The 21,844-nt window shown below is 66.9% G+C and carries 19 protein-coding genes; 7 read left to right on the top strand and 12 right to left on the bottom strand.

From position 1 onward, the window contains the following. Positions 1-261 precede the first annotated feature (261 nt). Positions 262-1,446 (bottom strand): TadA family conjugal transfer-associated ATPase, encoded by a 1,185-nt coding sequence (locus AB0L82_RS19115; RefSeq protein WP_364637541.1) that lies wholly within the window; start codon positions 1,444-1,446, stop codon positions 262-264. Further along, complete coding sequence (gene ssd / locus AB0L82_RS19110) at positions 1,443-3,017, bottom strand: septum site-determining protein Ssd (protein WP_364637540.1); 1,575 nt, start codon at positions 3,015-3,017, stop codon at positions 1,443-1,445. The genes AB0L82_RS19115 and ssd overlap by 4 nt, the downstream gene beginning before the upstream one ends. A gap of 371 nt (positions 3,018-3,388) precedes the next feature. On the opposite strand from ssd, the gene AB0L82_RS19105 reads away from it, so the two are divergent. Next, the gene (locus AB0L82_RS19105) at positions 3,389-4,198 is read left to right on the top strand and encodes an HAD-IB family hydrolase (protein ID WP_364637996.1); all 810 of its coding nucleotides are present in this window, start codon (positions 3,389-3,391) and stop codon (positions 4,196-4,198) included. Between the two features lie 428 nt (positions 4,199-4,626). Here the strand turns inward: AB0L82_RS19105 and AB0L82_RS19100 are convergent, their stop codons facing one another. The 5 genes from AB0L82_RS19100 to AB0L82_RS19080 all read right to left on the bottom strand — a co-directional run bounded on the left by AB0L82_RS19100 (position 4,627) and on the right by AB0L82_RS19080 (position 10,650). Further along, positions 4,627-5,373: an oxidoreductase gene (locus AB0L82_RS19100; protein ID WP_364637538.1), complete on the bottom strand. Its 747-nt coding sequence runs from the start codon at positions 5,371-5,373 to the stop codon at positions 4,627-4,629. 29 nt (positions 5,374-5,402) lie between these two features. Further along, positions 5,403-7,091, bottom strand: coding sequence for an ABC transporter ATP-binding protein (locus tag AB0L82_RS19095; RefSeq protein WP_364637536.1), 1,689 nt, complete (start codon positions 7,089-7,091; stop codon positions 5,403-5,405). A gap of 5 nt (positions 7,092-7,096) precedes the next feature. Further along, the gene (locus AB0L82_RS19090) at positions 7,097-8,044 is read right to left on the bottom strand and encodes an ABC transporter permease (protein WP_364637534.1); all 948 of its coding nucleotides are present in this window, start codon (positions 8,042-8,044) and stop codon (positions 7,097-7,099) included. Next, entirely contained in the window at positions 8,037-8,963 is a 927-nt protein-coding gene (locus AB0L82_RS19085) for an ABC transporter permease (protein ID WP_364637532.1), read from the bottom strand. Before AB0L82_RS19085 ends, AB0L82_RS19090 begins: the two co-directional genes overlap by 8 nt. Positions 8,964-9,042: 79 nt before the next feature. Beyond that, positions 9,043-10,650: an ABC transporter substrate-binding protein gene (locus AB0L82_RS19080; protein ID WP_364637530.1), complete on the bottom strand. Its 1,608-nt coding sequence runs from the start codon at positions 10,648-10,650 to the stop codon at positions 9,043-9,045. A gap of 378 nt (positions 10,651-11,028) precedes the next feature. Between AB0L82_RS19080 and acs the strand changes: the two genes are divergently transcribed. The 4 genes from acs (at position 11,029) to AB0L82_RS19060 (ending at position 15,964) form a co-directional block, all read left to right on the top strand. Then, the gene (gene acs, locus AB0L82_RS19075) at positions 11,029-12,975 is read left to right on the top strand and encodes an acetate--CoA ligase (protein WP_364637528.1); all 1,947 of its coding nucleotides are present in this window, start codon (positions 11,029-11,031) and stop codon (positions 12,973-12,975) included. A gap of 227 nt (positions 12,976-13,202) precedes the next feature. Further along, on the top strand, positions 13,203-14,429 hold the full coding sequence (gene nhaA / locus AB0L82_RS19070) for a Na+/H+ antiporter NhaA (protein ID WP_364637526.1): 1,227 nt from the start codon (positions 13,203-13,205) through the stop codon (positions 14,427-14,429). A 42-nt stretch (positions 14,430-14,471) separates the two neighbouring features. Next, positions 14,472-14,987 (top strand): phage holin family protein, encoded by a 516-nt coding sequence (locus AB0L82_RS19065; RefSeq protein ID WP_364637524.1) that lies wholly within the window; start codon positions 14,472-14,474, stop codon positions 14,985-14,987. 32 nt (positions 14,988-15,019) lie between these two features. Continuing rightward, the gene (locus tag AB0L82_RS19060; protein WP_364637994.1) at positions 15,020-15,964 is read left to right on the top strand and encodes an alpha/beta hydrolase; all 945 of its coding nucleotides are present in this window, start codon (positions 15,020-15,022) and stop codon (positions 15,962-15,964) included. A gap of 75 nt (positions 15,965-16,039) precedes the next feature. Here AB0L82_RS19060 and AB0L82_RS19055 read toward each other — a convergent pair whose 3' ends face one another. The 4 genes from AB0L82_RS19055 to nth all read right to left on the bottom strand — a co-directional run bounded on the left by AB0L82_RS19055 (position 16,040) and on the right by nth (position 19,560). After that, positions 16,040-17,233 carry a MarP family serine protease gene (locus AB0L82_RS19055; RefSeq protein WP_364637522.1) on the bottom strand — a complete coding sequence of 398 codons (1,194 nt, stop codon included), beginning with the start codon at positions 17,231-17,233 and terminating at the stop codon, positions 16,040-16,042. Further along, complete coding sequence (locus AB0L82_RS19050) at positions 17,230-17,943, bottom strand: CoA pyrophosphatase (protein WP_364637520.1); 714 nt, start codon at positions 17,941-17,943, stop codon at positions 17,230-17,232. Before AB0L82_RS19050 ends, AB0L82_RS19055 begins: the two co-directional genes overlap by 4 nt. A 64-nt stretch (positions 17,944-18,007) precedes the next feature. Next, the gene (locus AB0L82_RS19045) at positions 18,008-18,595 is read right to left on the bottom strand and encodes a TlpA disulfide reductase family protein (RefSeq protein WP_364637992.1); all 588 of its coding nucleotides are present in this window, start codon (positions 18,593-18,595) and stop codon (positions 18,008-18,010) included. A gap of 263 nt (positions 18,596-18,858) precedes the next feature. Next, positions 18,859-19,560: an endonuclease III gene (nth, locus tag AB0L82_RS19040; protein ID WP_364637990.1), complete on the bottom strand. Its 702-nt coding sequence runs from the start codon at positions 19,558-19,560 to the stop codon at positions 18,859-18,861. Between the two features lie 190 nt (positions 19,561-19,750). Between nth and AB0L82_RS19035 the strand changes: the two genes are divergently transcribed. Both AB0L82_RS19035 and AB0L82_RS19030 read left to right on the top strand, forming a co-directional pair. Further along, entirely contained in the window at positions 19,751-19,993 is a 243-nt protein-coding gene (locus AB0L82_RS19035) for a hypothetical protein (protein ID WP_153802894.1), read from the top strand. Positions 19,994-20,265: 272 nt separating this feature from the next. Then, positions 20,266-20,940 carry a Crp/Fnr family transcriptional regulator gene (locus tag AB0L82_RS19030; RefSeq protein ID WP_019044571.1) on the top strand — a complete coding sequence of 225 codons (675 nt, stop codon included), beginning with the start codon at positions 20,266-20,268 and terminating at the stop codon, positions 20,938-20,940. 77 nt (positions 20,941-21,017) lie between these two features. Here the strand turns inward: AB0L82_RS19030 and AB0L82_RS19025 are convergent, their stop codons facing one another. After that, positions 21,018-21,827, bottom strand: coding sequence for an MBL fold metallo-hydrolase (locus tag AB0L82_RS19025; RefSeq protein ID WP_364637518.1), 810 nt, complete (start codon positions 21,825-21,827; stop codon positions 21,018-21,020). Positions 21,828-21,844: the final 17 nt, after the last annotated feature.

Here is a 21,844-nt window from a genome sequence, read left to right as displayed (position 1 = left end):
TGCTCGTCGGTGCAGCAGTCGGGGTGCGATTGTGGCGGAACGGAAGGGTGCCGATCCGGGCCGTTCGATGCGGCGGTCATAGCTCGTCCTTTCGCTGCGGAGCTGAATAGGCTTGGAGTAGAGAGCTTTTGGATGGTTCCGCGCCACGGTCATGAGCTGCGTGGACGCGGAGGTCGGAAGAGAGGGCCTTCACCGAGACCGGAGGGGCCGGGTAGCGTTCCCGGTTTCGTCAGCGACTCGATCAGGCGCCAGACGCCCGGGCTATAGCGCGGTTCTGTCGTCCAGTAGGGCGTTGAGGGTTGCGGCGGCGGGGGTGGGGCGGGGGTCGGCGGACCAGGCGGGGGTTATGTCGATTCGGGTGGGAGTGGGGGTGACCAGGCCGATTTCGCGGAGGGTGCGGGTGCCGTCGGGGTGGCGGTGGACGTGCAGGATTATTTGGATGGCGGCCGCCAGTTGGCTGTGCAGGGTGTCGCGGGACATGCCGCCCAGGGCGGCGAGGGCTTCCAGGCGGGCGGGGACTTCGCGCGGGGAGTTGGCGTGGACGGTGCCCGCGCCGCCGTCGTGGCCGGTGTTGAGGGCGGTGAGGAGGTCTACCACTTCCGCGCCGCGGACTTCGCCGACCACTATGCGGTCGGGGCGCATGCGCAGGGCCTGGCGGACCAGGTCGCGGACCGTCACCTCGCCCGCACCCTCGACATTGGCGGGGCGGGCCACCAGGCGGACCACGTGCGGGTGGGGTGGGGCGAGTTCGGCCGCGTCCTCGACGCAGATGATGCGTTCGGACGGGTCGACTTTTGCGAGCAAACCGGACAGCAAAGTGGTCTTTCCGCTTCCGGTCCCGCCGATCACCAGGAAGGCGAGGCGGGCTCGAATTATCTTCTCCAGCAGCACTTTCGCGTCAGGGTGGATCGCACCGGAGGCGGCGAGGGCATCAAGACCCTGCGAGGCGGGGCGCAGCACGCGCAGGGACAGGCAGGTCCCGCCGTGCGCTATGGGCGACAGGACCGCGTGCAGGCGAACGCCGAATGAATTACCCAGGGCCGCTTCGGTTCCCGAGAGTCGGCCGTCCACCCACGGTTGCGCGTCGTCGAGCCGGCGGCCGGCGGACAGGGCCAAGCGTTGAGCCAGCCTGCGCACGGACGCCTCGTCTTCGAAGCGCACCGGCGCTCGGCACAGGCCGCGACCACGATCCACCCATACCGCATTCGGGGCGGTGACCAGCACATCGGTGACATCGGGGTCATGCAGCAGCGGGTCCAGTACACCCACGCCCGTCATCTCGGTCTGCAACAGCCGCAATGCCCGCAGTAGATCGGTATCGCCGAGCACGCCACCGGCCTCGGCCCGAATGGCGGCCGCCACCCGTGCCGGATCCGGATCGCCCGCGCCATCGGCCAGGCGCTCGCGCACCCGATCCAGCAGTTCGGGCGTGACCAGGGCGCTCATCCCCGAGCTCCCGCCAATGCCGATCCAATTCGACTGGCCCGCACAGCACTACGGTGTCCCAGCTCGGTGAGCACCAGATCGGCCGCCGTGCGCAATGGGCCACGCCGCTTGATGGTGAGACCGCCGCGCTCGAGACGTTCGGCCAGACCCGGCTGAGGTGGCAACGCGGCGAGCAGCGGCAGGCCCAGGGTTTCGGAAATCTCGCACCCGCGCAGCCCTCCCGGTGACGGTCCGCGAACCAGCAAGCGCACGTGCGGATTTCGCCGCGCCAGGTAGGCGGCGGCGGATTCGGCCGCGGCGATGGCGCGCAACCGCGCGGGCACCACGAGCACCACCAGATCCGCCGCATCGAGCACTTCCTCGGCATGCGGGCCGCGTTCGGCGGATACATCGCAGACCACCAGATCCCCCGCACCCCGGCCGGCGTCCAGCACCGCCCGCACCGCCGAGGGCGCGAGTTCCGTTGTGGAGAGCCCTCTTCCACAGGACAGCACCGCCGCGCCACCGATACTCGGAAGCGCATCGTGCAATGCGGACGCGGACACCCGCCCGTCTTCGATCACCAGATCCGGCCACCGCAGACCCGGCACTCCCTCGAGGCCGAGCAACAGATCGATCCCACCACCGAAAGGAGCCGCATCCACCAGCAAGGTATGTGCGGGTTCTCGACCGGCCACGAAATCGCCACGCCCCCGGACCGAACCACTGCGCGTCGAAGCCGAACCACCCTGTCCTGCAAACACATCACCCCGCACACCGGATATCTCGCCACGGGTGGATGCCGATCGAGCGGGTGATCCGGACACACCGCCCCGCACCTCAGGCGCATCGCCGCGCATCGCACCCGAGCCTCCGTCTGATCCGAACGCATCGCCCGGTGCGCCAGGCGCGTTCCCGCGGGCGCCGCTCGAACCGACCCGTGATTCGAACGTGTCACCTTGTGCGCCAGTCGCATTGCCACGCGCACCGCTCGAACCGCCCCGCGAGCCGGAGGTGCCGCCCCGCGAGCCGGTCTCTCCCGCGTGTGTGACCAGCTCATCGCGACCGGGAGCGTGGGGTGATGCGGAGATCCGGCGGGGATGGGTGGTGCCGACTCGGGGATGGCTGGTGTGGCGGGTGCGGGCGGCGGCGGCCAGGGCGATGGCGGCGGCGAGGGTTGAGGCGCCGGAGCCACCGGCCGCTCCGGCCACGGCGACTATCGCTCCGTCGGCGGAGCCGGGCTGGTTGCCGGTGGTAAAGGCGGTGATGAGGATGGGGGCGGCGGTGGGGAGCGGGAGGACGTTTTCGGCGCCGAGTTCGGTGGCTGTTTGCCAGTCGAGCAAACCCGGTTCACCGTCGGTCACCAGGAGGATTCCGGGGCGGCGGGTGGATCCGGCGGATATGCAGCAACGGGCGGCGGGAGTGTCCAGGACTATGACGGGTGCGGCGGCCCAGGGGTGACGGGCGACCGGTGCGGTGCGTTCGTCGAGGGGGCGGTCGGCGGCGGCCGCTATGCGGCGGACCTCTTCGCGCAGGCGCGGGTCGGACAGCAGGGCGAGGGCTCGTGGCGAGTCATCGATATGAGAGTCCATGCAGGTCAGCGTCGCCCAGCGCGGAGCGCGCCGAAAGAGGGAAGATAGCGATTGTGGATAACACGCGGGCTGTGGATAAATCCCGGGTAACCAAGTGGGACATAACAGTCCGTAAATAGAGGACGACCCCAGCCGGGGGGGGAGGAGGCTGGGGTCGTCGGGTTCAGCCCCGGGGGGTCGGGCTGAACGCGCCTGGAACAAGTCCAGGTACTTGCGATACTACACCCAAGCCCCGCCGGGTTTGCAAGTCCGCCGGGCGAGTCTTTTTCCCGCGGACCCGGCTCCGCTTCCCGCTGGCTAACCCGGGCAAACAGGGAAATATCCGGCATCGAGCACACCGCGACACGCGGCCGTCACTCGCGAAACATATCCTGGACGCCGTGACAGCCGAACGTGGACGAGTGGCCGCATTCTTCGATCTCGACAAGACGGTGATCGCGAGGTCGAGCGCCTTCGTCTTCAGCAAGCCGTTCCTGGACCAGGGCCTGCTCAGTCGCCGGGCCGTCCTGGAGAGCAGCTACGCGCATTTCCTGTTCCTGCTGTCGGGCGCGGACCACGATCAGATGGAGCGCATGCGCGAACATCTGACCCGCATGGTCGCGGGCTGGGATGTGGATCAGGTGCGCTCGGTGGTCGCCGAGACGCTGCACGACATCGTGGATCCGCTCATCTACGCCGAGGCCGCGGATCTCATTGCGGACCACCGGATTCGGGGGCACGACGTGATCATCGTCTCGGCGTCCGGCGAGGAGATGGTGGCCCCGATCGCGCAGGCGCTGGGCGCGGATCATTTCGCCGCCACCCGAATGGTGGTCCAGGACAACAAGTACACCGGCGACGTCGAGTTCTACTGCTATGGCGAGGGCAAGGTGGAGGCCATCGAAAAGCTCTCCGCCGCAAACGGTTACGACCTCAGCAAGTGTTACGCGTACTCCGATTCGGTGACCGATCTGCCGATGCTGAGCGCGGTCGGGCATCCCACCGCGGTGAATCCGGATCGCGCGCTGCGCCGGGAGGCGGTCGCGCACGGCTGGCCGGTGCTGACCTTCGAGAACCCGGTATCGCTGTGGGCGCGCATCCCGCAACCCTCCACCACGACCGTCGCCGCGAGTGCGGTGGTGGCGTTGAGCGCGCTGGCCGCGGGCGCGGTGAGCTACCGGCTGCTGCGCCGCCGGCGGTAGTCGGCCGCACCGCCGGGCCGAATAGAAACGCCAATGCACAAAAATGCCCGACACGCCGACTTTTCGAATGTTTCCCCAGCTCTTGATGTGAGGGCGGTCACAGGGTAACAATGGACGCACGGAAGGACGGAAGGCCAAGATCGGATCGGAAGAGAAGATCCGGTTTCCCGACCCACCCTTCCCAGCACGGACACCAGGCACCCACGCGGAGCACGCCGCGACAAGGGCACGAGTAGTTGTGGGCCTGCGTTATCCGAGGATTCGGCGGTAATGCCTCGCAACTGTGCGGGGACGATCCGCACCGGACCCGGAGAGCTCGCCGAGGCCGTAAACACAACCCGAGAAGCACGCTTGGTAACCAGGCGATCCGTGCTACGCGGGCGGTGAGATCGCGAGAGCGATTACGCCGCCCGCTTTGATGTCCGGACTCAGCCCGCCGCCGCGTCGGCGATCGAACGGGCTTCGCGCGCACCATCTTCCAGCGCGCCACTGGTGAAGATCACCCAGCCGCCGACGCCTTCCGCGGTGCCCATGCCGAATCCGGCGGCCGCGTCCAGATACGCCTGGCGACGCCGCAACCAGAACACTTCGGGCACACCGAGGCTGTGCGGGTCCAGGCCACTGGACACCGCGACCAGCCTCGAGGCCGCGCGCGCGACGATGCCGTCACCGGTTCCGAAGGGCCGCAGCGCGAGCAGTTCGCCGTGCACGATGGCCGCGATCACAGGGGCCGGGGCCTTGGTGGCCTGCACGGTCTGCGCGAGCAGATCCAGCCGTTCGGCCACACCGGGCACATTGCGCGGCCGGCCCAGCAACTCCTTGTCCTCGACCATGTCGGCCGCCGCCAGCAGGTGTAAGCGGGCTAACGCCTGCAAAGGAGCTCGCCCCCACACGCCGACCAAGGTGCGCAGGGCATCGCCGTCCAGGGCCTGGCCGACCCGCAGTGCGCCCGCGAGGATCGGATCCTCGACATTGCCGTCGGCGGGCAGGTCGATGGTCCCGCCCTCGATGGCCGCCGAGGATCGGGCCGCGCGCACCGCGGCCTCGGCCGCGGTGGTCGGCCAACCTCGGCGATTCGCCTTGTGCCGGTGCACTTCAGCGAGCGCGTCGCGCGCTTTGTCGGCGGCCTCGACCACACCGGGCAGTTCGACGAGTGGCTGTAGCGGATCGGTCACGAGATACGAGGCTACTGGCAGGTCACATATCAGCTGACGAGCAGGTCCCGGCCCGGGATGGCATCCAGCAGTCGTTGGGTATACGGGGATTGCGGGTTGTCGAACACGTCGGTGGTGGGTGCGGCCTCGACCACTTTGCCGGATTGCATGACGACCACGTTGTCCGCGATCTGGCGGACTACGGCCAGGTCGTGGGTGATGAAGAGGTAGGACAGGCCGAGTTCGGCCTGCAGTTCGTTGAGCAGTTGCAGGATTTGGGCCTGGACCAGCACGTCCAGGGCGGAGACGGCTTCGTCGCAGACGACGACCTCCGGGGACAGGGCCAGGGCGCGGGCGATGGCGACGCGCTGACGCTGGCCACCGGAGAGTTCATTGGGGTAGCGGCGCATGACCGAGGCGGGCAGGGAGACCTTGTCGATAAGGTCGCGGACGGTGGCTTCGCGTTCCTTGGCGGTACCGATGCCGTGCGTCCGCAGCGGTTCCTCGATAGTGCGGTAGATGGAGTACATGGGGTCGAGGGAACCGTAGGGGTCCTGGAAGACGGGTTGGACGCGACGGCGGAAAGCCAAGGCGGCCTTGGTGTTCAGTGTCGCGACCTCGCGGCCGTCGAAGGTGACCCGGCCGGAGGTCGGTTCGAGCAGGCCAAGCACCATCTGCGCCACGGTGGATTTTCCGGAGCCGGATTCGCCGACGATGGCGGTGGTGGTGCCGCGTTGCAACCGGAACGAGACATCATCCGCCGCAACGAGTTCGGTGGACTTCCAGGGCGTGCTGCCGCGAATCTTGTAGACCTTGGTGAGGTTCTCCACCGTCAGCACGTCGTCCGGTGCGGCGGCGAATTCGGCGTCGGCCTCGGCGAGCTGACCCGCCACCTGCACGGCCTGGGCCCGCACTTCGGCGCGCTGCCGCACCGAGGACAGCCGCTGTGAGGCCAGCGACGGCGCGGAGTTCACCAGTTTCTTGGTGTACAGATGCTGGGGTTCACGCAGAATCTGTTGTGCCGGACCCGATTCCACCACCCGGCCGCGATACATGACCACCAGATGTTCGGCGCGCTCGGCGGCCAATCCGAGGTCGTGCGTGATGAGCAGGACGGCCGTGCCGAGTTCACCGGTGAGGGTGTCGAGATGATCCAGAATCTGCCGCTGCACGGTCACGTCCAGCGCGGACGTGGGCTCATCGGCGATGAGAAGCTCTGGGCGGCAGGACAATCCGATGGCGATGAGCGCGCGTTGGCGCATACCGCCGGAGAATTCGTGCGGATACTGATTGACCCGGTGTTCGGCATCGGGCATCCCGGCCTCGGTGAGCAGTTCCACCGCCCGCTGCTTGGCGGCCTTACCTTTGGCGATACCGTTGGCCTCCAGGGTTTCCCGAATCTGGGATCCAACTTTCCACACCGGATTCAGATTCGACATGGGGTCCTGCGGCACGAACCCGATCCCCCGGCCGCGTACGCCGACGATCTCGCGTTTGGACGCCTTGGCCAGATCCTTGCCGCCGAACATGATGGAGCCGTCGGTGATTCGCCCGGTGCCGGGCAGCAGATCGATGATGGCGTGCGCGGTGGTCGATTTCCCGGAGCCGGATTCGCCGACGATGGCGACGGTTTGGCCCGGATAGACGGTCAGGTTCACCCCGCGCACGGCCGGGATCTGCTTACCGTCGGAGGTGAAGCTCACGTTCAGGTCGCGGACTTCGAGCAGTGGTTTGTCCATATCGGTCACCTCTTCCGGGCCTTGGGATCGAGGGCATCGCGGACCGCGTCACCGAGCATGATGAAGCTGAGCACGGTCAGCGCGAGCGCGGTCGCCGGATAGAACAGGATCGCGGAGGTGCGAATCTCCTTCTGGTCCACCGCGATATCGGAGCCCCAGGACACGATCTGCCGGGACAGTCCGACGCCGAGGTAGGACAGCGTCGCCTCGGTGACGATGAAGACGCCGAGCGAGATGGTGCTGACCACGATCATCGGCCCGGCCGAGTTGGGCAGTACGTGCCGCAGCAGCGTCCGGAATCTGGAGACGCCCAATGCCTTTGCCGCCGTGACGTATTCGCTGTTCTTGGCCTCGATGACCGCGCCCCGGGTGATGCGGGCGGCCTGCGGCCAGGAGAACGAGGCCAGGGTGATCATGACGGTCCAGATGGTGCGCGAGGACAGCATCTGCATGAGCACGATGGCGGCGAGCATGAGCGGCAGCGCGTAGAAGATCTCCGCGATCCGGGAGATGATCGAATCGAACAGTCCGCCATAGTATCCGGCGATCGCGCCCAGGGCCCCGCCGATGAGCACGAACAGCGCGGTGGAGCCGATACCGGTCAGCACCGACGCCCGCGCGCCGTAGACGGTGCGGGCGTAGATATCGCAGCCCTGTTTGTCGAAGCCGAAGGGGTGTCCGCTGCCCGGCTTGTGCATGCTGAAATCGCCGTTGCAGTATCGCGGATCCTGATTCGTGAACAGTTCCGGCCAGGCCGCGACCAGCACCACGAAGATCAGCAGCAGTGCGGCGATGACGAAGATCGGATTGCGCCGCAGCTGCCGCCAGGCATCGCGCCAGACGCTGGTGGGCGCGCCGGATTCGTCGAGCCGGTCGGTGGCCAGCACTTCGACCTCGTCCGGCGGGGCCACGAAATGTTCTTGTCCCGCACGAGTTTTCGCGATCTCAGGCATAGCGGATCCTCGGGTCGAGGGCGGCGTAGAGCAGATCGACGAGCAGGTTCGCCAGCAGCAGTATCACGATGAGCACGGTCACGAAGGCCACCACGGTGGGTGGTTCGCCGCGCACGATCGCCTGGTACAGCGTGCCGCCCACGCCCGGAATATTGAAGATGCCCTCGGTGACGACCGCGCCGCCCATCAGGTAGCCGAGATCGGTGCCGAGGAAGGTGACCACCGGGATCATCGAATTGCGCAGAATGTGCACCACGATGACGCGTCTGCGGCTCAGCCCCTTGGCGGTGGCGGTGCGCACGTAGTCGGCGGACATGTTCTCCGCCACCGAGTTCCGCGTCAGCCGCAGCACATAGGCGAAGGACAGCGATCCGAGCACGAAGGCGGGCACCAGCAGATCGGTGAATCCGGCCTTCGCGCCGACCGTCACCGGTGCGATACCCCATTTCACGCCGAGCAGATACTGCGCCAGGAAGCCGACCACGAAGATCGGCACCGCGATGATGACCAGGCTCAGCACCAGCATGGTGGAGTCGAACAGTTTGCCCTTGCGCAGTCCGGCGACCAGGCCGAAAGTTATGCCGAAAATGGCCTCGATGCAAACGGCCATGATGGCCAGCCGGAAGGTGATCGGGAAGGCGCGGGCCAGCTCATCGCGCACCGGGCGTCCGGAGAACGAGGTGCCGAAGTCAAGGGTGACAATACCTTTCAGATATTCCAGGTATTGAATGAAGAACGGCTGATCCAGGTGGTATCGGGCGCGCAACGCCGCCTCCACCGCCGGGGTCATCTGACGGTCACCGGCCAGCGCCTGAATGGGGTCGCCGGGGATCAGGAAGACCATCGAATAGATGAGCAGCGTGGCCCCGAGGAAGACCGGGATCATCTGGAGCAGCCGCCGCACGATATACCAAGCCATGGTTCACTCCATCGAATGGCGGGAGTGGTTGCGGCACGGTGATTTACACCGTGCCGCAACCCGTTTCCCTAGCAGCGGTTTACTTTTCGATGTTCTCGAAGTCGAACAGTCCCGACCAGGAGACGTCGGCCTTCTTCACCTTGTCCGAGCGGCCCGCCGCGACGTTGTAGTCGAACACGGGGATATCGGCCATATCCCGGAACAGCACGGCCTGCGCCTGCGCGATGATGTCGTACGCCGCCTCGGGCGTCGGCGCGGCCAGCGCCTTGCTCAGCAGTCCGTCGAATTCCGGGCTGTTGTATCCCGCGTTATTGGTCTCCGACGTGCTCAGATACAGCGCGGTGAGGAATTCGAACATGGACGGGTAGTCACCCTGCCAGCCGTACCGGAACGCCTTGCCGATGGTCTTGGCCTGGATCTCGTCGCGAATGCTCTTGAACGTCGGGTAGGGCGCGCCCACCGCGTCGATGCCGAGGGTGTTCTTGACGCTGTTGGCCACGGCCTCGATCCACGCCTGATGGCCGCCGTCGGAGTTGTAGGCGATCTGATAGGTCCCCGACCACGGTGAGATGGCATCGGCCTGCGCCCACAGCTTCTTGGCCTCGTCCGGGTTGAATTTCAGCACCTCGGAGCCGGGCAGCCCGTCACGGAAGCCGGGCAGGGTGAAGGCGGTGAAGTCCTTGGTGGGGACGCGGGTGCCGTGGAAGATGTTGGTGGCGATCTGTTCCCGGTTGATGGCCATCGAGATGGCCTTGCGGCGCAGCACACCTTCGGGGCCGGAGAAGTGCGCGAGATTCGGCTGACTGCCGATGTGCTGGCTGTACGCGATCGGCTTGTGGATGGCGCGGTCGCCGAGATCCTGTTCGTAGGTGGCCAGCGCGGTATCCGGAATCACGTCCAGCGCATCGAGATTGCCCTGCAGCAGGTCCGCGTACGCGGTATCCATATTGGCGTACATCTTGAACCGCAGGCCCTTGTTCTTGGCCGGGCGGCCGCCCGGGTAGTCAGGGTTGGGGACCAGTTCGATCTGCACATTGTGTTGCCAGGCACCGGTATTGGCGAATTTGTACGGCCCGTTGCCGATCGGGTTCTCGCCGTACGCCTTCATATCCTTGTACGCGGCCTCGGGCAGCGGATAGAACGGCGCGAAGCCGAGCTCGAGTTCGAAGTCGATGGACGGCTGCTTCAGATCGACGGTGAAGGTGTGGTCGTCGACGACCTTCAGCCCGGACAGGGTTTGCGCCTTGGGCGGGCTGGCGGAGACGTCCTCGTAGCCGAGGATGGGGGTGAAGGCCCAGTTCTGCAGCTGGGCGTTGGTGCCGAGGGCGCCGTAATTCCAGGCGTCGACAAAGGATTTCGCGGTGACGGCGGTGCCGTCGGTGAATTTCCAGTCCGGCTTGATGGTGATCTTGTAATGCTGCCGGTCGGTGGTCTCGATGGACTGCGCCATCTCGTTGTGCGGGGTGCCGCCGCCGTCGTAGTACTTGAGTCCGGCCCACAGCCGGTCCACCACGCGGCCGCCCATGTTCTCATTGGTGTTGGTGGGCACCAGGGGGTTCTGCGGTTCGGCCGCGTTCACGCTCACGAGGTCGTCACCGCTGCTGCTGTCCGAGGAGCAGCCGGTCAGCGCGAAGCTCGTGGCCATCAACGCTGCGGCCGCCACCGCGGTTATCGTCTTGATTCTCAACGCATTTCTCCCGGTGTCCGGAAATGGCGAGGGGAAGGTGACGCGCGCCGGAGGTCCTTCAGCGCTCAACCACGATCCGCCTTGGGTGAAACGGACAGTAACCGTCCGGACAGCGGGTGTCAGCGGATCGAAACGGGATTGTTCGCCTTGTTAGCAATCCGGCAACATGAGCGACTCGCGCGGGGGGCCGTACCTGACACATTGCACAATGCCCGGTCCGGGTGGTTCACGGTTCGGTCACGCGCCGGGTGGGAATGTCGCGAATGCACAGAGTGGGACCGAAGGCGACAGCCGGGCACGACGCAGATCACACTCGGTTAGGGTCGAACGTGGCCGCGGTCACCCCGTGGCCGGCACGCGCGAGAGAAGAAGAGAGAGATGACCGAAAGCACCGCCGATCACCTGGATGCCTATCCACCGAGCGCTGAGTTCGCCGCCTCCGCCAACGCCGACGCCGCGCTGTACGAGCGGGCCGCGGCCGATCGCGAAGGGTTCTGGGCCGAACAGGCGCGGCGCCTGCACTGGGCGCAGCCGTGGACCCGCGTCCTGGACTGGGATGACGCGCCCTTCGCCAAATGGTTCGTTGACGGCAAGCTGAACGTCGCCTACAACTGCGTCGACCGGCATGTGCTGGACGGGCACGGCGATCAGGTCGCCATCCACTGGGAGGGCGAGCCCGGCGATTCCCGCGCCATCACCTATGCCGAGCTGCTGGCCGAGGTGTCGCGCGCCGCGAACTATCTGACCTCGATCGGCCTCGTCGCCGGGGATCGCGTCGCCATCTACATGCCGATGCTGCCCGAGGCCGTCGCCGCCATGCTGGCCTGCGCGCGGCTGGGCCTGCCGCATTCGGTGGTCTTCGCCGGATTCTCGCCAAGCGCGCTGCGCCAGCGCATCGACGACACCGGGGCGCGGCTGGTCATCACCACCGACGGGCAGTGGCGGCGCGGTAAGCCCGCCCCGCTCAAGGAGGCGGTGGACGAGGCTCTCGCGGACGGGAATTCGACCGTCGAGCAGGTGCTGGTGGTCAACCGCACCGGGATCGATACGCCCATGACCGAGGGCCGCGACGTGTGGTGGCACGAGACCGTCGCCGACGCGTCGCCCGAGCACGAGGCGCAGCCGTTCGATGCCGAGCATCCGCTGTTCATCCTCTACACCTCCGGCACCACCGGGAAGCCCAAGGGCATCCTGCACACCTCCGGCGGCTATCTGACCCAGGCGTCGTACACGCACAACTACGTGTTCGATCACAAGCCCGGCCAGGACGTGTACTGGTGCACCGCCGATATCGGCTGGGTGACCGGACATTCGTACATCGTGTACGGACCGCTCGCCAATCGCGCGACCTCCGTGCTGTACGAGGGCACCCCGAATTTCCCTGACGAGCACCGGCATTGGCAGATCATCGAGAAGTACGGGGTGTCGATCTACTACACCGCCCCGACCCTGGTGCGCACATTCATGAAGTGGGGCAGGGAGATTCCCGACGCGCACGATCTGTCGAGCTTGCGCGTGCTCGGTTCGGTCGGTGAGCCGATCAATCCCGAGGCGTGGCGCTGGTACCGGGATGTGGTGGGCGCCAACAGGACTCCCATCGTGGACACCTGGTGGCAGACCGAGACCGGCACCATCATGATCTCGCCGCTGCCGGGCGTCACCGCGGCCAAGCCGGGCGCGGCCATGACCCCGCTGCCGGGCATCTCGGCCAAGGTCGTCGACGAAGAGGGTAAGCCGGTCGTACTGGGCGAGACCGAGGCCAACGGGTACCTGGTGCTCGATGAGCCGTGGCCGTCCATGCTGCGCGGCATCTGGGGCGATAACGAGCGCTACAAGGAGACCTACTGGGCGCGCTACGGCGACCAGGGCTGGTACTTCGCCGGTGACGGGGCCAAGCTCGACGCCGACGGCGATCTGTGGGTGCTGGGGCGCGTCGACGACGTCATGAACGTGTCGGGCCACCGCATTTCGACCGCCGAGGTGGAATCGGCGCTGGTCGGTCACTCCGGCGTCGCCGAGGCGGCGGTGGTCGGCGCGTCCGATGAGACCACCGGACAGGGCATCGTGGCGTTCGTGATCCTCACCGCCGGAGCCGAGAACACCGGGGATGACCTGGTGGCCGAGCTCAAGGCCGAGGTCTCCCGGGAGATCTCCCCCATCGCCCGCCCGCGCGAGATCCACGTGGTTCCCGAGCTGCCCAAGACCCGCTCGGGCAAGATCATGCGCCGCCTGCTCCGGGATGTGGCCGAGGGCCGCGAACTGGGTGACACCTCAACCCTGGTGGATCCCAACGTTTTCGAGGCGATTCGCGCCGGTAAGGCGTAAAGCTCCGGCGCACAACGGCATCGGCCCCATGACCGCTCGGTCATGGGGCCGATGTGCGTTCCGCGCAGGTCGCGCGACACGACCCGGGTCCTTATGTCCGGAATCAACCGTTAGAATTGCGTAAGGTGTGCCGGGAAGTCTGGTCGGCATGCGGTATGCGCCGACCGAGCTCCGGTGAGTCGCACTCCGCAGGTTCTGTCGACCGCACAGCCGGAAAGGTGCACCCTTTGATTGTTCAGTTGCGCTCCGAATTGTCCCGCTATCTCCGGACCGAAACCTTCGGTGGCGCACTGCTTCTCATCGCGGCGGCGACCGCGGTGCTGTGGGTGAACTCCGCGTGGGGCGCGGGCTACACGACCATGACCGAGACCCATCTCGACATTCCCGCGCTGCATCTGAATCTGACCCTGGCCGACTGGACCAAGGACGGACTGCTCGCGATCTTCTTCTTCGTCGCCGGACTCGAACTCAAACGGGAACTGGTGGTCGGCGAACTGGCCGATCCCAAACGCGCCACCCTGCCCATCGTGGCGGCCGTCGGCGGTGTCGTGATGCCCGCGCTCATCGCCGTCGGCATCGGCTGGGGTGTGGAGGGCATGGATCGCGGCTGGGCGGTGCCGGTCGCCACCGATATCGCGTTCGCGCTGGCGGTGCTGGCGCTCACCGGTTCTCGCATTCCGGCGGGCGCGCGGGTGTTCCTGCTGAGCCTGGCCGTGGTGGACGATCTGATCGCCATCATCCTGATCGCGGTGCTGTTCACCACCACGCTGAAGATGCTGTGGCTGGCGATCGCGATCCTGTGCTGCGCGGTGTGGGCGCTGGGCCAGTGGAAGCGCATCGGGACACCGTTCCTGTATGTGCCGCTGGCGCTGCTGGCCTGGTACTCGCTGCACGAGGCGGGCATTCACCCGACCCTCGCGGGCGTGGCGCTCGGTCTGCTCACCCGGGTGCGGCCCGATCCCGACGAGGACGAGCACTGCGTGCCCGCGGCCAAACTGGAGCACTTCTTCCAGCCCATCTCCGCGGCGCTCTGCGTACCGCTGTTCGCGCTGTTCGCCTCGGGCGTGCAGCTCGATACCGAGGTGTTCTCGGAGCTGTTCACGAACCGGATCTCGCTCGCCATCATCGTGGGCCTGCTGGCCGGTAAAACCCTCGGCATCTTCGGGTTCGCTTGGCTCGCGGTACGTCTCGGTATCGCCCAGCGGCCCGACGATCTTGATTATCGGGACATGTTCGCCCTGTCGGTACTAGGCGCGATCGGCTTCACCGTTAGCCTCTTGGTGGCAGAACTCGCACTCGCGGACGTCGGCGACGGCTCCGCGGTCGAACTCGCGAAAGCAGCGGTGTTGCTGACGTCTTTGGCGGCTTCCCTGGCAGGATCGGCACTACTGTTGCGTCGTGGCCGCGCCCACCAGGCGCGCCGTGACGAGCGGGCACTGCAAGGACAACAGTGAGCGACACCGGGGAGTTCCGGGACATGGAGAAGGGTCGAGCAATTGAGCTTCACACAGGGCGGTAACGGGCGAAACGGGGACCGCACCCGCACCATCACCTCGATTCCGCTGTCCGATGTCGATACGCACGAATCGGCGACCATCGGCAGCCTGGTGCGTGACGCGACCGAACAGATGTCGACCCTGGTGCGCGCCGAAGTCGCGCTCGCCAAGGCCGAGGTGACCGGCGAGGTCAAGAAGGGCCTGCAGGGCAGCGTCTTCTTCATCGCGGCGCTGACCGTCCTGCTGTTCAGCTCCTTCTTCTTTTTCTTCTTCCTCGCCGAACTGCTGGACGTATGGGTGTACCGCTGGCTGGCGTTCCTCATCGTCTTCCTGCTGATGATCGTGGCGACGGCGGCGCTGGCGCTGTTCGGCTATCTCAAGGTGCGCAAACTGCGCGCGCCGGAGAAGACCATCGAATCGCTCAAGGAAGTGAAGACGGTGCTGCCCAGCGGTTTCAGCGGCTCCGGTGAGCATTCGGCGGACGCCGGCGCGGGTCTCGGCAAGCCGCGGCTGTAGACCGTCGATTAGTCTCCTTCGGCGTGTCGTCGATATCGCCCCCCGATCCGTCCGCTGTCCGTTACGACGGACCGTGGACCCATCGGGATGTGCACGCCAACGGCATTCGCTTCCACGTGGTCGAGGCGATGCCCGCGGGCGGCGTGGTCTTCGCGGATCCGGATACGCCGCTGGTGGTGCTGCTGCACGGCTTCGGTGACTTCTGGTGGTCGTGGCGGCATCAACTGACCGCGCTGTCCGAACTGGGCTATCGCGCGGTCGCGATGGATCTGCGCGGCTACGGCGACAGCGATAAACCACCGCGCGGCTATGACGGCTGGACGCTCGCCGGTGATATCGCCGGACTCATTCGCGCGCTCGGGCATACCGAGGCCACGCTCGTCGGCCACGCCGAGGGCGGTCTGGTGTGCTGGGCGACCGCGGTGCTGCAACCGCGCGTGGTGCGCGCCATCGGACTGGTGAGCTCACCGCATCCGGCGGCGCTCAAGAGTTCCATCCTGCGCGACGGCAAACAGCGCGCCACCTGGCTGCCGAACTTCCTGCGCTATCAGATCCCCCGCTACGCGGAGAACCTCATCACCGCCGATAGCGGGGCCGAGATCGAACGCCTGCTGCGTCAGCACGCCGGTGAACACTGGTCCGCCACACCGGAATTCGCGGACACCGCGGAACGCATGCGCACCGCCATCCGGATTCCGGGCGCGGCGCACTGTGCGCTGGAATACCAGCGCTGGGCCTTCCGCAGCCAATGGCGGCCCGACGGTGCGCGATTCATGGAAACCATGCGCGAACCGATCGACATCCCCGTGCTGTCCATGCACGGCGATCGCGACCGCTACATCCTGACCAGCACCATTCGCCGCGGCCAGGAATTCTCCCCGCAGCGCCGCGTCATCACCATCCCGGACGCGGGACACTATGCGCACCAGGAGAATCCGGCGGCCGTAACCACGGAGCTCGCCAAACTCCTGGCCTGACAACCTCCGTCATACCGATATGATTTCGGCCGGGATCCAGGGTGGATCCCGGCCGAATTCGCGCTGCGGGCGGCGTCAGCTCAGGACGCAGCTGCCGGTGCCGACCGGGGTCGAATCTCCGGCCGCGCCATTCACTTCCGGGCGCACCTCGTCCAGGGTGAGTACGTAGCCGGTGTCGTCGTCGGTGACGGCGGCACCGAAGACCACGCCGAGGATATTGCCGTCGGTGTCCACCAGCGGGCCGCCGGAGTTGCCCGCGCGGACCTGACCGCGCACCGTGTACACCTCGCGCTGCACATTGTTGTCGCGATAGATGTTGGGGCCCTTGAGATCCAGGGTCTCGCGAACACGGGCGGCGCTGGCCGTGTAGCGGCCACCGCCCGGGTAGCCCAGCACGATCGCGGATTCACCGGAGTTGGCGGCCTTGGGGGCCAACGGGATCACCGGTGCGTTCAGACCGGGCACCGCCAGAACCGCGATGTCCTTGGCGGAGTCGAACAGCACGACCTGCGCCTCCATCGACCCGCGCGCGGTGTCCACACTCACCGTGCTGGTGCCCGCGACCACGTGCGCGTTCGTCATGACGCGCTCGGGTGCGACCACGAAGCCCGAACCCTCCAGCTGCCGTTGGCAACTCGGCGCGATACCGCGAATGCGCAGCACGCTCGACTGCAGCGATTGCGCCACCGGCAATTGCAGCACGCTGGCATCCGGCGGCTCCACGGCCGCGATCGGGACGCGCCCGAACGGTCCGATGACGTCCGGCAGCCCCGAGGTATTGAGCAGGTTGGAGAATTCGTTCGGCACCCGCCGCAGCCAATCCGGCGCGACATGGTCCACATTCACCAGGACCTGAGAGTTCTTGACCGCGGCCGCGATTCCCGGCTGCGACGAGTTCGCCAGCGGCAGCGCCAGCAGCCAGGCCGTGGCCAGCACCGCCGCCATCTGCAGGCCCGCGCCGACCACGCTGTCCACGCTGCGGGTGAACGGATCGCGCATACCGCTGCGCGCGGCCCGGCCCAGCACCATGCCCGCCACCTCGCCGACGATCACCAGGGCCACGATCAGCAGGACGCCGACCAGCACCCGGGATCGCCCCTCGCTGAGGTGAATCAGGATGTGCGGTGCGATCAGAATGCCCGCGACCGCACCCAGAACCACGCCTAGGAAAGCCAGCGCGGACGCGACCGCACCCTGCCGCCACCCGGAGGTGGCGGCCAGCAGCGCCAGAATCAAGATGCCGAGGTCGAGCCAGGCCGAAGAACTCATAACGTCATCCCAACCGCGGCCAAAGAGGCCTGCAGATCACGCACATCGTGATGGTCCCATTCATGTTCCCAACCGGAGACCGCGAGCAGTCCGGCCAGTACTCCCCCGGTGAAGCCCCACACCAGCATGCCGTCGACGGTGAACGCCGGACCCATATAGCCGAGTGGATGCCGCACCACGAATCTGTTCGCCGGATCGATGAGGTCCGCGACCGGCACCCGCACCACGCGGGTCGCCTCGTTCTCGCTGACCACACCGACCTCGCCCGGGGTGCGCCAGTACGCGACCACCGGCGTCACATCGAAGCGCGACGGCGGCACGAAGATCTTGGGCAGCACGGCGATCGGCTCGACGCCCGCCGGATCCAGGCCGGTCTCCTCCTGGGCTTCGCGCAGCGCGGTGCCGATGGGACCGTCATCGCCGGGTTCCACGCCGCCACCCGGGAACGCCACTTGACCGCTGTGCGTGCGCATGGTCGCCGCGCGCTGGGTGAGCAGCACATCGGCGTCGGCGGGCAGTCCGCCCAGCGCGTTCGGGTCGACCGTCTCGTCACCGCTGAAGAGCACCAGCACGGCGGCTTCGCGCGCTCGCATGGCCGCCGAAGCGAGCCGCTTCAGAATCGGATTCATGCCGGTCGGATCGGCCGGATCGTGGTCGGCCACCCCGCGCAGCCACTCCGGAATGGAGCCCGTAGGCACCTCGAGTCTCATGCCCACGCTCCAAGATCGACCACCACACCAGCAACCACCAAGCCGCACAAGCTATTTCGCCACCTCACGCCCGCACCCCGAGCTCAGCCGCGACGGTATCGGCAATGTCATCGACGCTCTTGAACGGGCGCACAACGAGTTTGGCGATCGAGCCATCCGCGCGCAACAGGACCGAGATCGGCAATACCGCGGGCGCGCCGACAGCGGTGCGCACCTTGGTATCCGGATCCTCCACCCCGGGCAGATGAATCCCGAGCCCGGTCAACCGCGCCAATCCCTTGGCCGTACCCGGATCACTGTGCACCGTCAGCACCGTGATCGACGCCGACGCCCGATCCGAGAACTGTTGCAGCAGCGGCAGTTCCTCCGCACACGGCCCACACCAGTACGCCCACAGATTCAGCAGCGCGGGCTTCCCCGCCAGCGCGGCGGTCAAATCCATGGGGCTGCCATTGGAGAGGCAGTTCAACGTCAGTCCACGCAGCGGACTGTCGGCAACCGGAGCCCCCGACGGAGCAGGACAGTCGACCAGCGCGGCCCGCGCCCGCTCACTCGCGGAAACCGGTTTGCCGCCGGGCGCGGCGGTACCACCGGCCGAACCCCCACCGGAGCCCGAGCACGACGCCACAGCCAACACCAAAGCCGCGAACACGGCGATCAATCCGACCCGCCGCCGAATTCCATCGCGGCCGACTCTTTTGCGACCGGCCCAGACCCGTTCGCGCACCGGCGCAATGGCGCCACCGGCCGAACCAATGCCGGAGGCGTCGGTCAGTCCAACTCCTGAGACCGGTCCGGTCCGCCGAATTCCGGTGCGGCCGGCGGAGTCCCGCGGCGCGGCGGCGGGCGAATGGCCGTGTTCGCCCGCGGCGTCGGGCCGGGGGCGTGCGGTGGGCCGGGGTGGAGCCGCAGGGCTCACAGCCCCACCAGTTCCAGCAGGTGCTCGGTTTCCGGGCCTTTGACCAGGGCGGCGGCGACGGCCGGATCGGTGGGGCCGGTGCCGTACGAAGGGCAGTCCTTGGCGAGGATGCAGGCGCCGCACGCCGGTTTGCGGGCGTGGCAGACGCGACGGCCGTGGAAGATGACGCGGTGCGAGAGCATCGTCCACTCTTTGCGTTCGATGAGCGCGCCGACGATGTGCTCGACCTTCACCGGATCTTCTTCATCCGTCCACCCCCAGCGCCGGACCAGGCGGCCGAAGTGGGTGTCGACGGTGATGCCGGGGACGCCGAAGGCATTGCCGAGGATGACGTTCGCGGTCTTGCGGCCGATGCCGGGCAGCTCCACCAGCTGATTCAGCGTATGCGGGAGTTCGCCGTCATAGCGTTCGACCAGCGCCCGACCCAACCCCATCAGCGAGCTGGTCTTGTTGCGGTAGAAGCCGGTCGGCCGGATGAACTCCTCCAGCTCGGCCCGATTCGCCTCCGCGTAATCGCGGGCGCTGCGGTACTTGGCGAACAACGCGGGTGTGGTCAGGTTCACTCTGACGTCCGTGCACTGCGCGGAAAGGATTGTGGCCACGGCCAATTCGAGGGGCGTGGTGAAGTCGAGTTCGCAGTGTGCGTCCGGAAAGGCCAGCGCGAGCGTGCGATTCATCCGGCGGGCGCGACGCACCAGGCCGGTGGGGGTTTCCTTGGCGCGCGACTTCGCTTTCCCGCCGACGGGCGCAGCTGCGCCGAGGGCGGGAGTCACCTGGCTGGATGTCGAGACACGCACGCGTCCACCTTACGTAACCGGTAAGCCCCATCAACCGGGCTGCGCACCCGCCGTGTTCCATCTGAGACCTTCGCCGTGTTTACTCCTCCCTATGCAAGGACTCGCTGTGGTGCTGTTTCCGATAGCGCTGATGCTGTTCGCATTGGTGATGGAACGTGTCGAGAACCGGCTTCGCAAGCTGCTCGAGCCCGATCCGGAGGTGCAGCAGTACCTGGATCGAGCCACGAATGCCGAGGTCAGTGACCTCACCAAACTGGGATTGCCCGCCGCGGCGGCGCGTCCGCGGCGCGCCCGGCCCGCGGCCAAGGGTCTGGATGTGGCGCAGGCCAGCTGAGCCGACGCGCTCCGCTTTTGACCGATCTGCCGTTTTTCGGCCGGTTGAGAGCATTTTCCGATCTTCATGGGTGGGCTCGACGGCGTGTCGCTAGAGTTGAACTTTGCGTGTCGCGAGATCGACGGTGCGTGTCGTGTAATCGGACTCCGCGTGTCGGAGAATGACCCCGCCGCGTGGTGTCTATCACTACCCGGACGTATTGCAAAGTAGACTGCACTGTCGGCCGAATGCTTCGGTCCAGAACAGAGCCATTTCCCATAAGGAGCACATTCGTGGACGAGGCCCTCGCCAGAGCAGGCATCTTCCAAGGCGTCGAGCCCACCGCGGTGGCCGCCCTCGCCAAACAACTTCAGCCCGTGGACTTTCCGCGCGGTCATGTCATCTTCAACGAGGGTGAACCGGGAGACCGGCTCTACATCATCACCTCCGGCAAGGTGAAGATCGGCCGACGTTCCCCCGATGGTCGCGAGAACCTGCTGACGATCATGGGCCCGTCGGACATGTTCGGCGAGCTGTCCATCTTCGATCCGGGCCCGCGCACCTCGACGGCCACCACCGTCACCGAGGTCCGCGCGGTCACGATGGATCGGGACGCCCTCAAGGCCTGGATCGATCAGCGCCCGGAGATCGCCGAGCAGTTGCTGCGGGTGCTCGCCCGTCGTCTGCGCCGGACCAACAACAACCTGGCCGACCTCATCTTCACCGATGTGCCCGGTCGTGTCGCCAAGGCGCTGCTGCAGCTCGCACAGCGCTTCGGCACCCAGGAAGCGGGCGCGCTGCGCGTGACCCACGACCTGACCCAGGAGGAGATCGCCCAGCTGGTCGGCGCCTCTCGCGAAACCGTGAACAAGGCCCTGGCCGACTTCGCGCACCGCGGCTGGCTGCGGCTCGAGGGCAAGAGCGTGCTCATCTCCGACTCGGAGCGCCTGGCCCGCCGCGCGCGGTAGTCACAGCGACACAGGGGAACAGAGACTCGTAGGGACCGGGTCGCCACGAAAGTGACGACCCGGTCCCTTCGTGCGTATCAGCCCTCGGCGCGGATGTAGGCGAGCTGGGCCTGCACCGAACTGTGCGCGGCGGGCCAGAGCCGCTTGTCGACGTCGGCGTAGACCTTCGCGACGATCTGCAGGGCTTTCGCGTTGGGGCCCAGCTCTTCCAGGGCCGCCCGCACCTGATTCAGGCGCTCCTCGCGATGCTTGATGTAGAAATCGATGACCGGCAAGGCATCCGGATGATCCGGGCCGTGCGCGGGCAGCAGCACCCGCGCCGGGGCCGCCTCGGCCAGCCGCCTCAGCGAGCTCAGGTAGTCGGCGAGCGCACCGTCACGGGATTCCAGAACCGTGGTGCCGGTGCCCAATACGGTGTCGCCGGTGAGCAGCACGGCATCCGCGTCATCCGGCCCGTCCACCAGGAAACTCACCGAATCCTCGGTATGCCCGGGGGTTGCCAGCACGGTGATGCGGAGTCCGGCGGCCTCGATGACCTCACCGTCTGCCAGCACCGAGGTCGAGCCGTGCAGAAATTGGGAGTCCTTGGCGCGCACCGGGGTTCCGGTCGCCTTCACCAGGCGATCGATACCGCCGGTGTGATCGGCGTGATGGTGCGTGATCAGCGTCAGCGCGATCCTGCCGCCGGTCTCGCGCACCAGCGCCTCGGTGTGCTCGCGATCCTTGGGACCCGGGTCCACCAGCACACAGTCGGCGCTGCCCGGAGCGCGCAGCAGCCAGGTGTTGGTGCCCTGCAAGGTCATTCCGCTGGGATTGTCGGCCAGCACCACACCGGCGGACGGAGTCACTTGCCGCAGTTGTGCATACGCGGGATGAGTGAGGGTCATACTTCTGTCCTAACCCA

The organism is Nocardia sp. NPDC052001, from assembly GCF_040680615.1.
GTDB lineage: Bacteria > Actinomycetota > Actinomycetes > Mycobacteriales > Mycobacteriaceae > Nocardia.
The sequence above is the reverse complement of the archived record's forward strand: the minus strand, read 5'-3'. Positions and strand labels throughout refer to the sequence as shown.

Coding starts and splice junctions, on each gene's coding strand:
- AB0L82_RS19115 (WP_364637541.1), bottom strand. CDS start 1,446: ATGAGCGCCCTGGTCACGCCCGAACTGCTGGATCGGGTGCGCGAGCGC.
- ssd (WP_364637540.1), bottom strand. CDS start 3,017: ATGGACTCTCATATCGATGACTCGCCACGAGCCCTCGCCCTGCTGTCC.
- AB0L82_RS19095 (WP_364637536.1), bottom strand. CDS start 7,091: ATGGACAAACCACTGCTCGAAGTCCGCGACCTGAACGTGAGCTTCACC.
- AB0L82_RS19090 (WP_364637534.1), bottom strand. CDS start 8,044: ATGCCTGAGATCGCGAAAACTCGTGCGGGACAAGAACATTTCGTGGCC.
- AB0L82_RS19085 (WP_364637532.1), bottom strand. CDS start 8,963: ATGGCTTGGTATATCGTGCGGCGGCTGCTCCAGATGATCCCGGTCTTC.
- acs (WP_364637528.1), top strand. CDS start 11,029: ATGACCGAAAGCACCGCCGATCACCTGGATGCCTATCCACCGAGCGCT.
- AB0L82_RS19055 (WP_364637522.1), bottom strand. CDS start 17,233: ATGAGTTCTTCGGCCTGGCTCGACCTCGGCATCTTGATTCTGGCGCTG.
- AB0L82_RS19050 (WP_364637520.1), bottom strand. CDS start 17,943: ATGAGACTCGAGGTGCCTACGGGCTCCATTCCGGAGTGGCTGCGCGGG.
- AB0L82_RS19035 (WP_153802894.1), top strand. CDS start 19,751: ATGCAAGGACTCGCTGTGGTGCTGTTTCCGATAGCGCTGATGCTGTTC.
- AB0L82_RS19025 (WP_364637518.1), bottom strand. CDS start 21,827: ATGACCCTCACTCATCCCGCGTATGCACAACTGCGGCAAGTGACTCCG.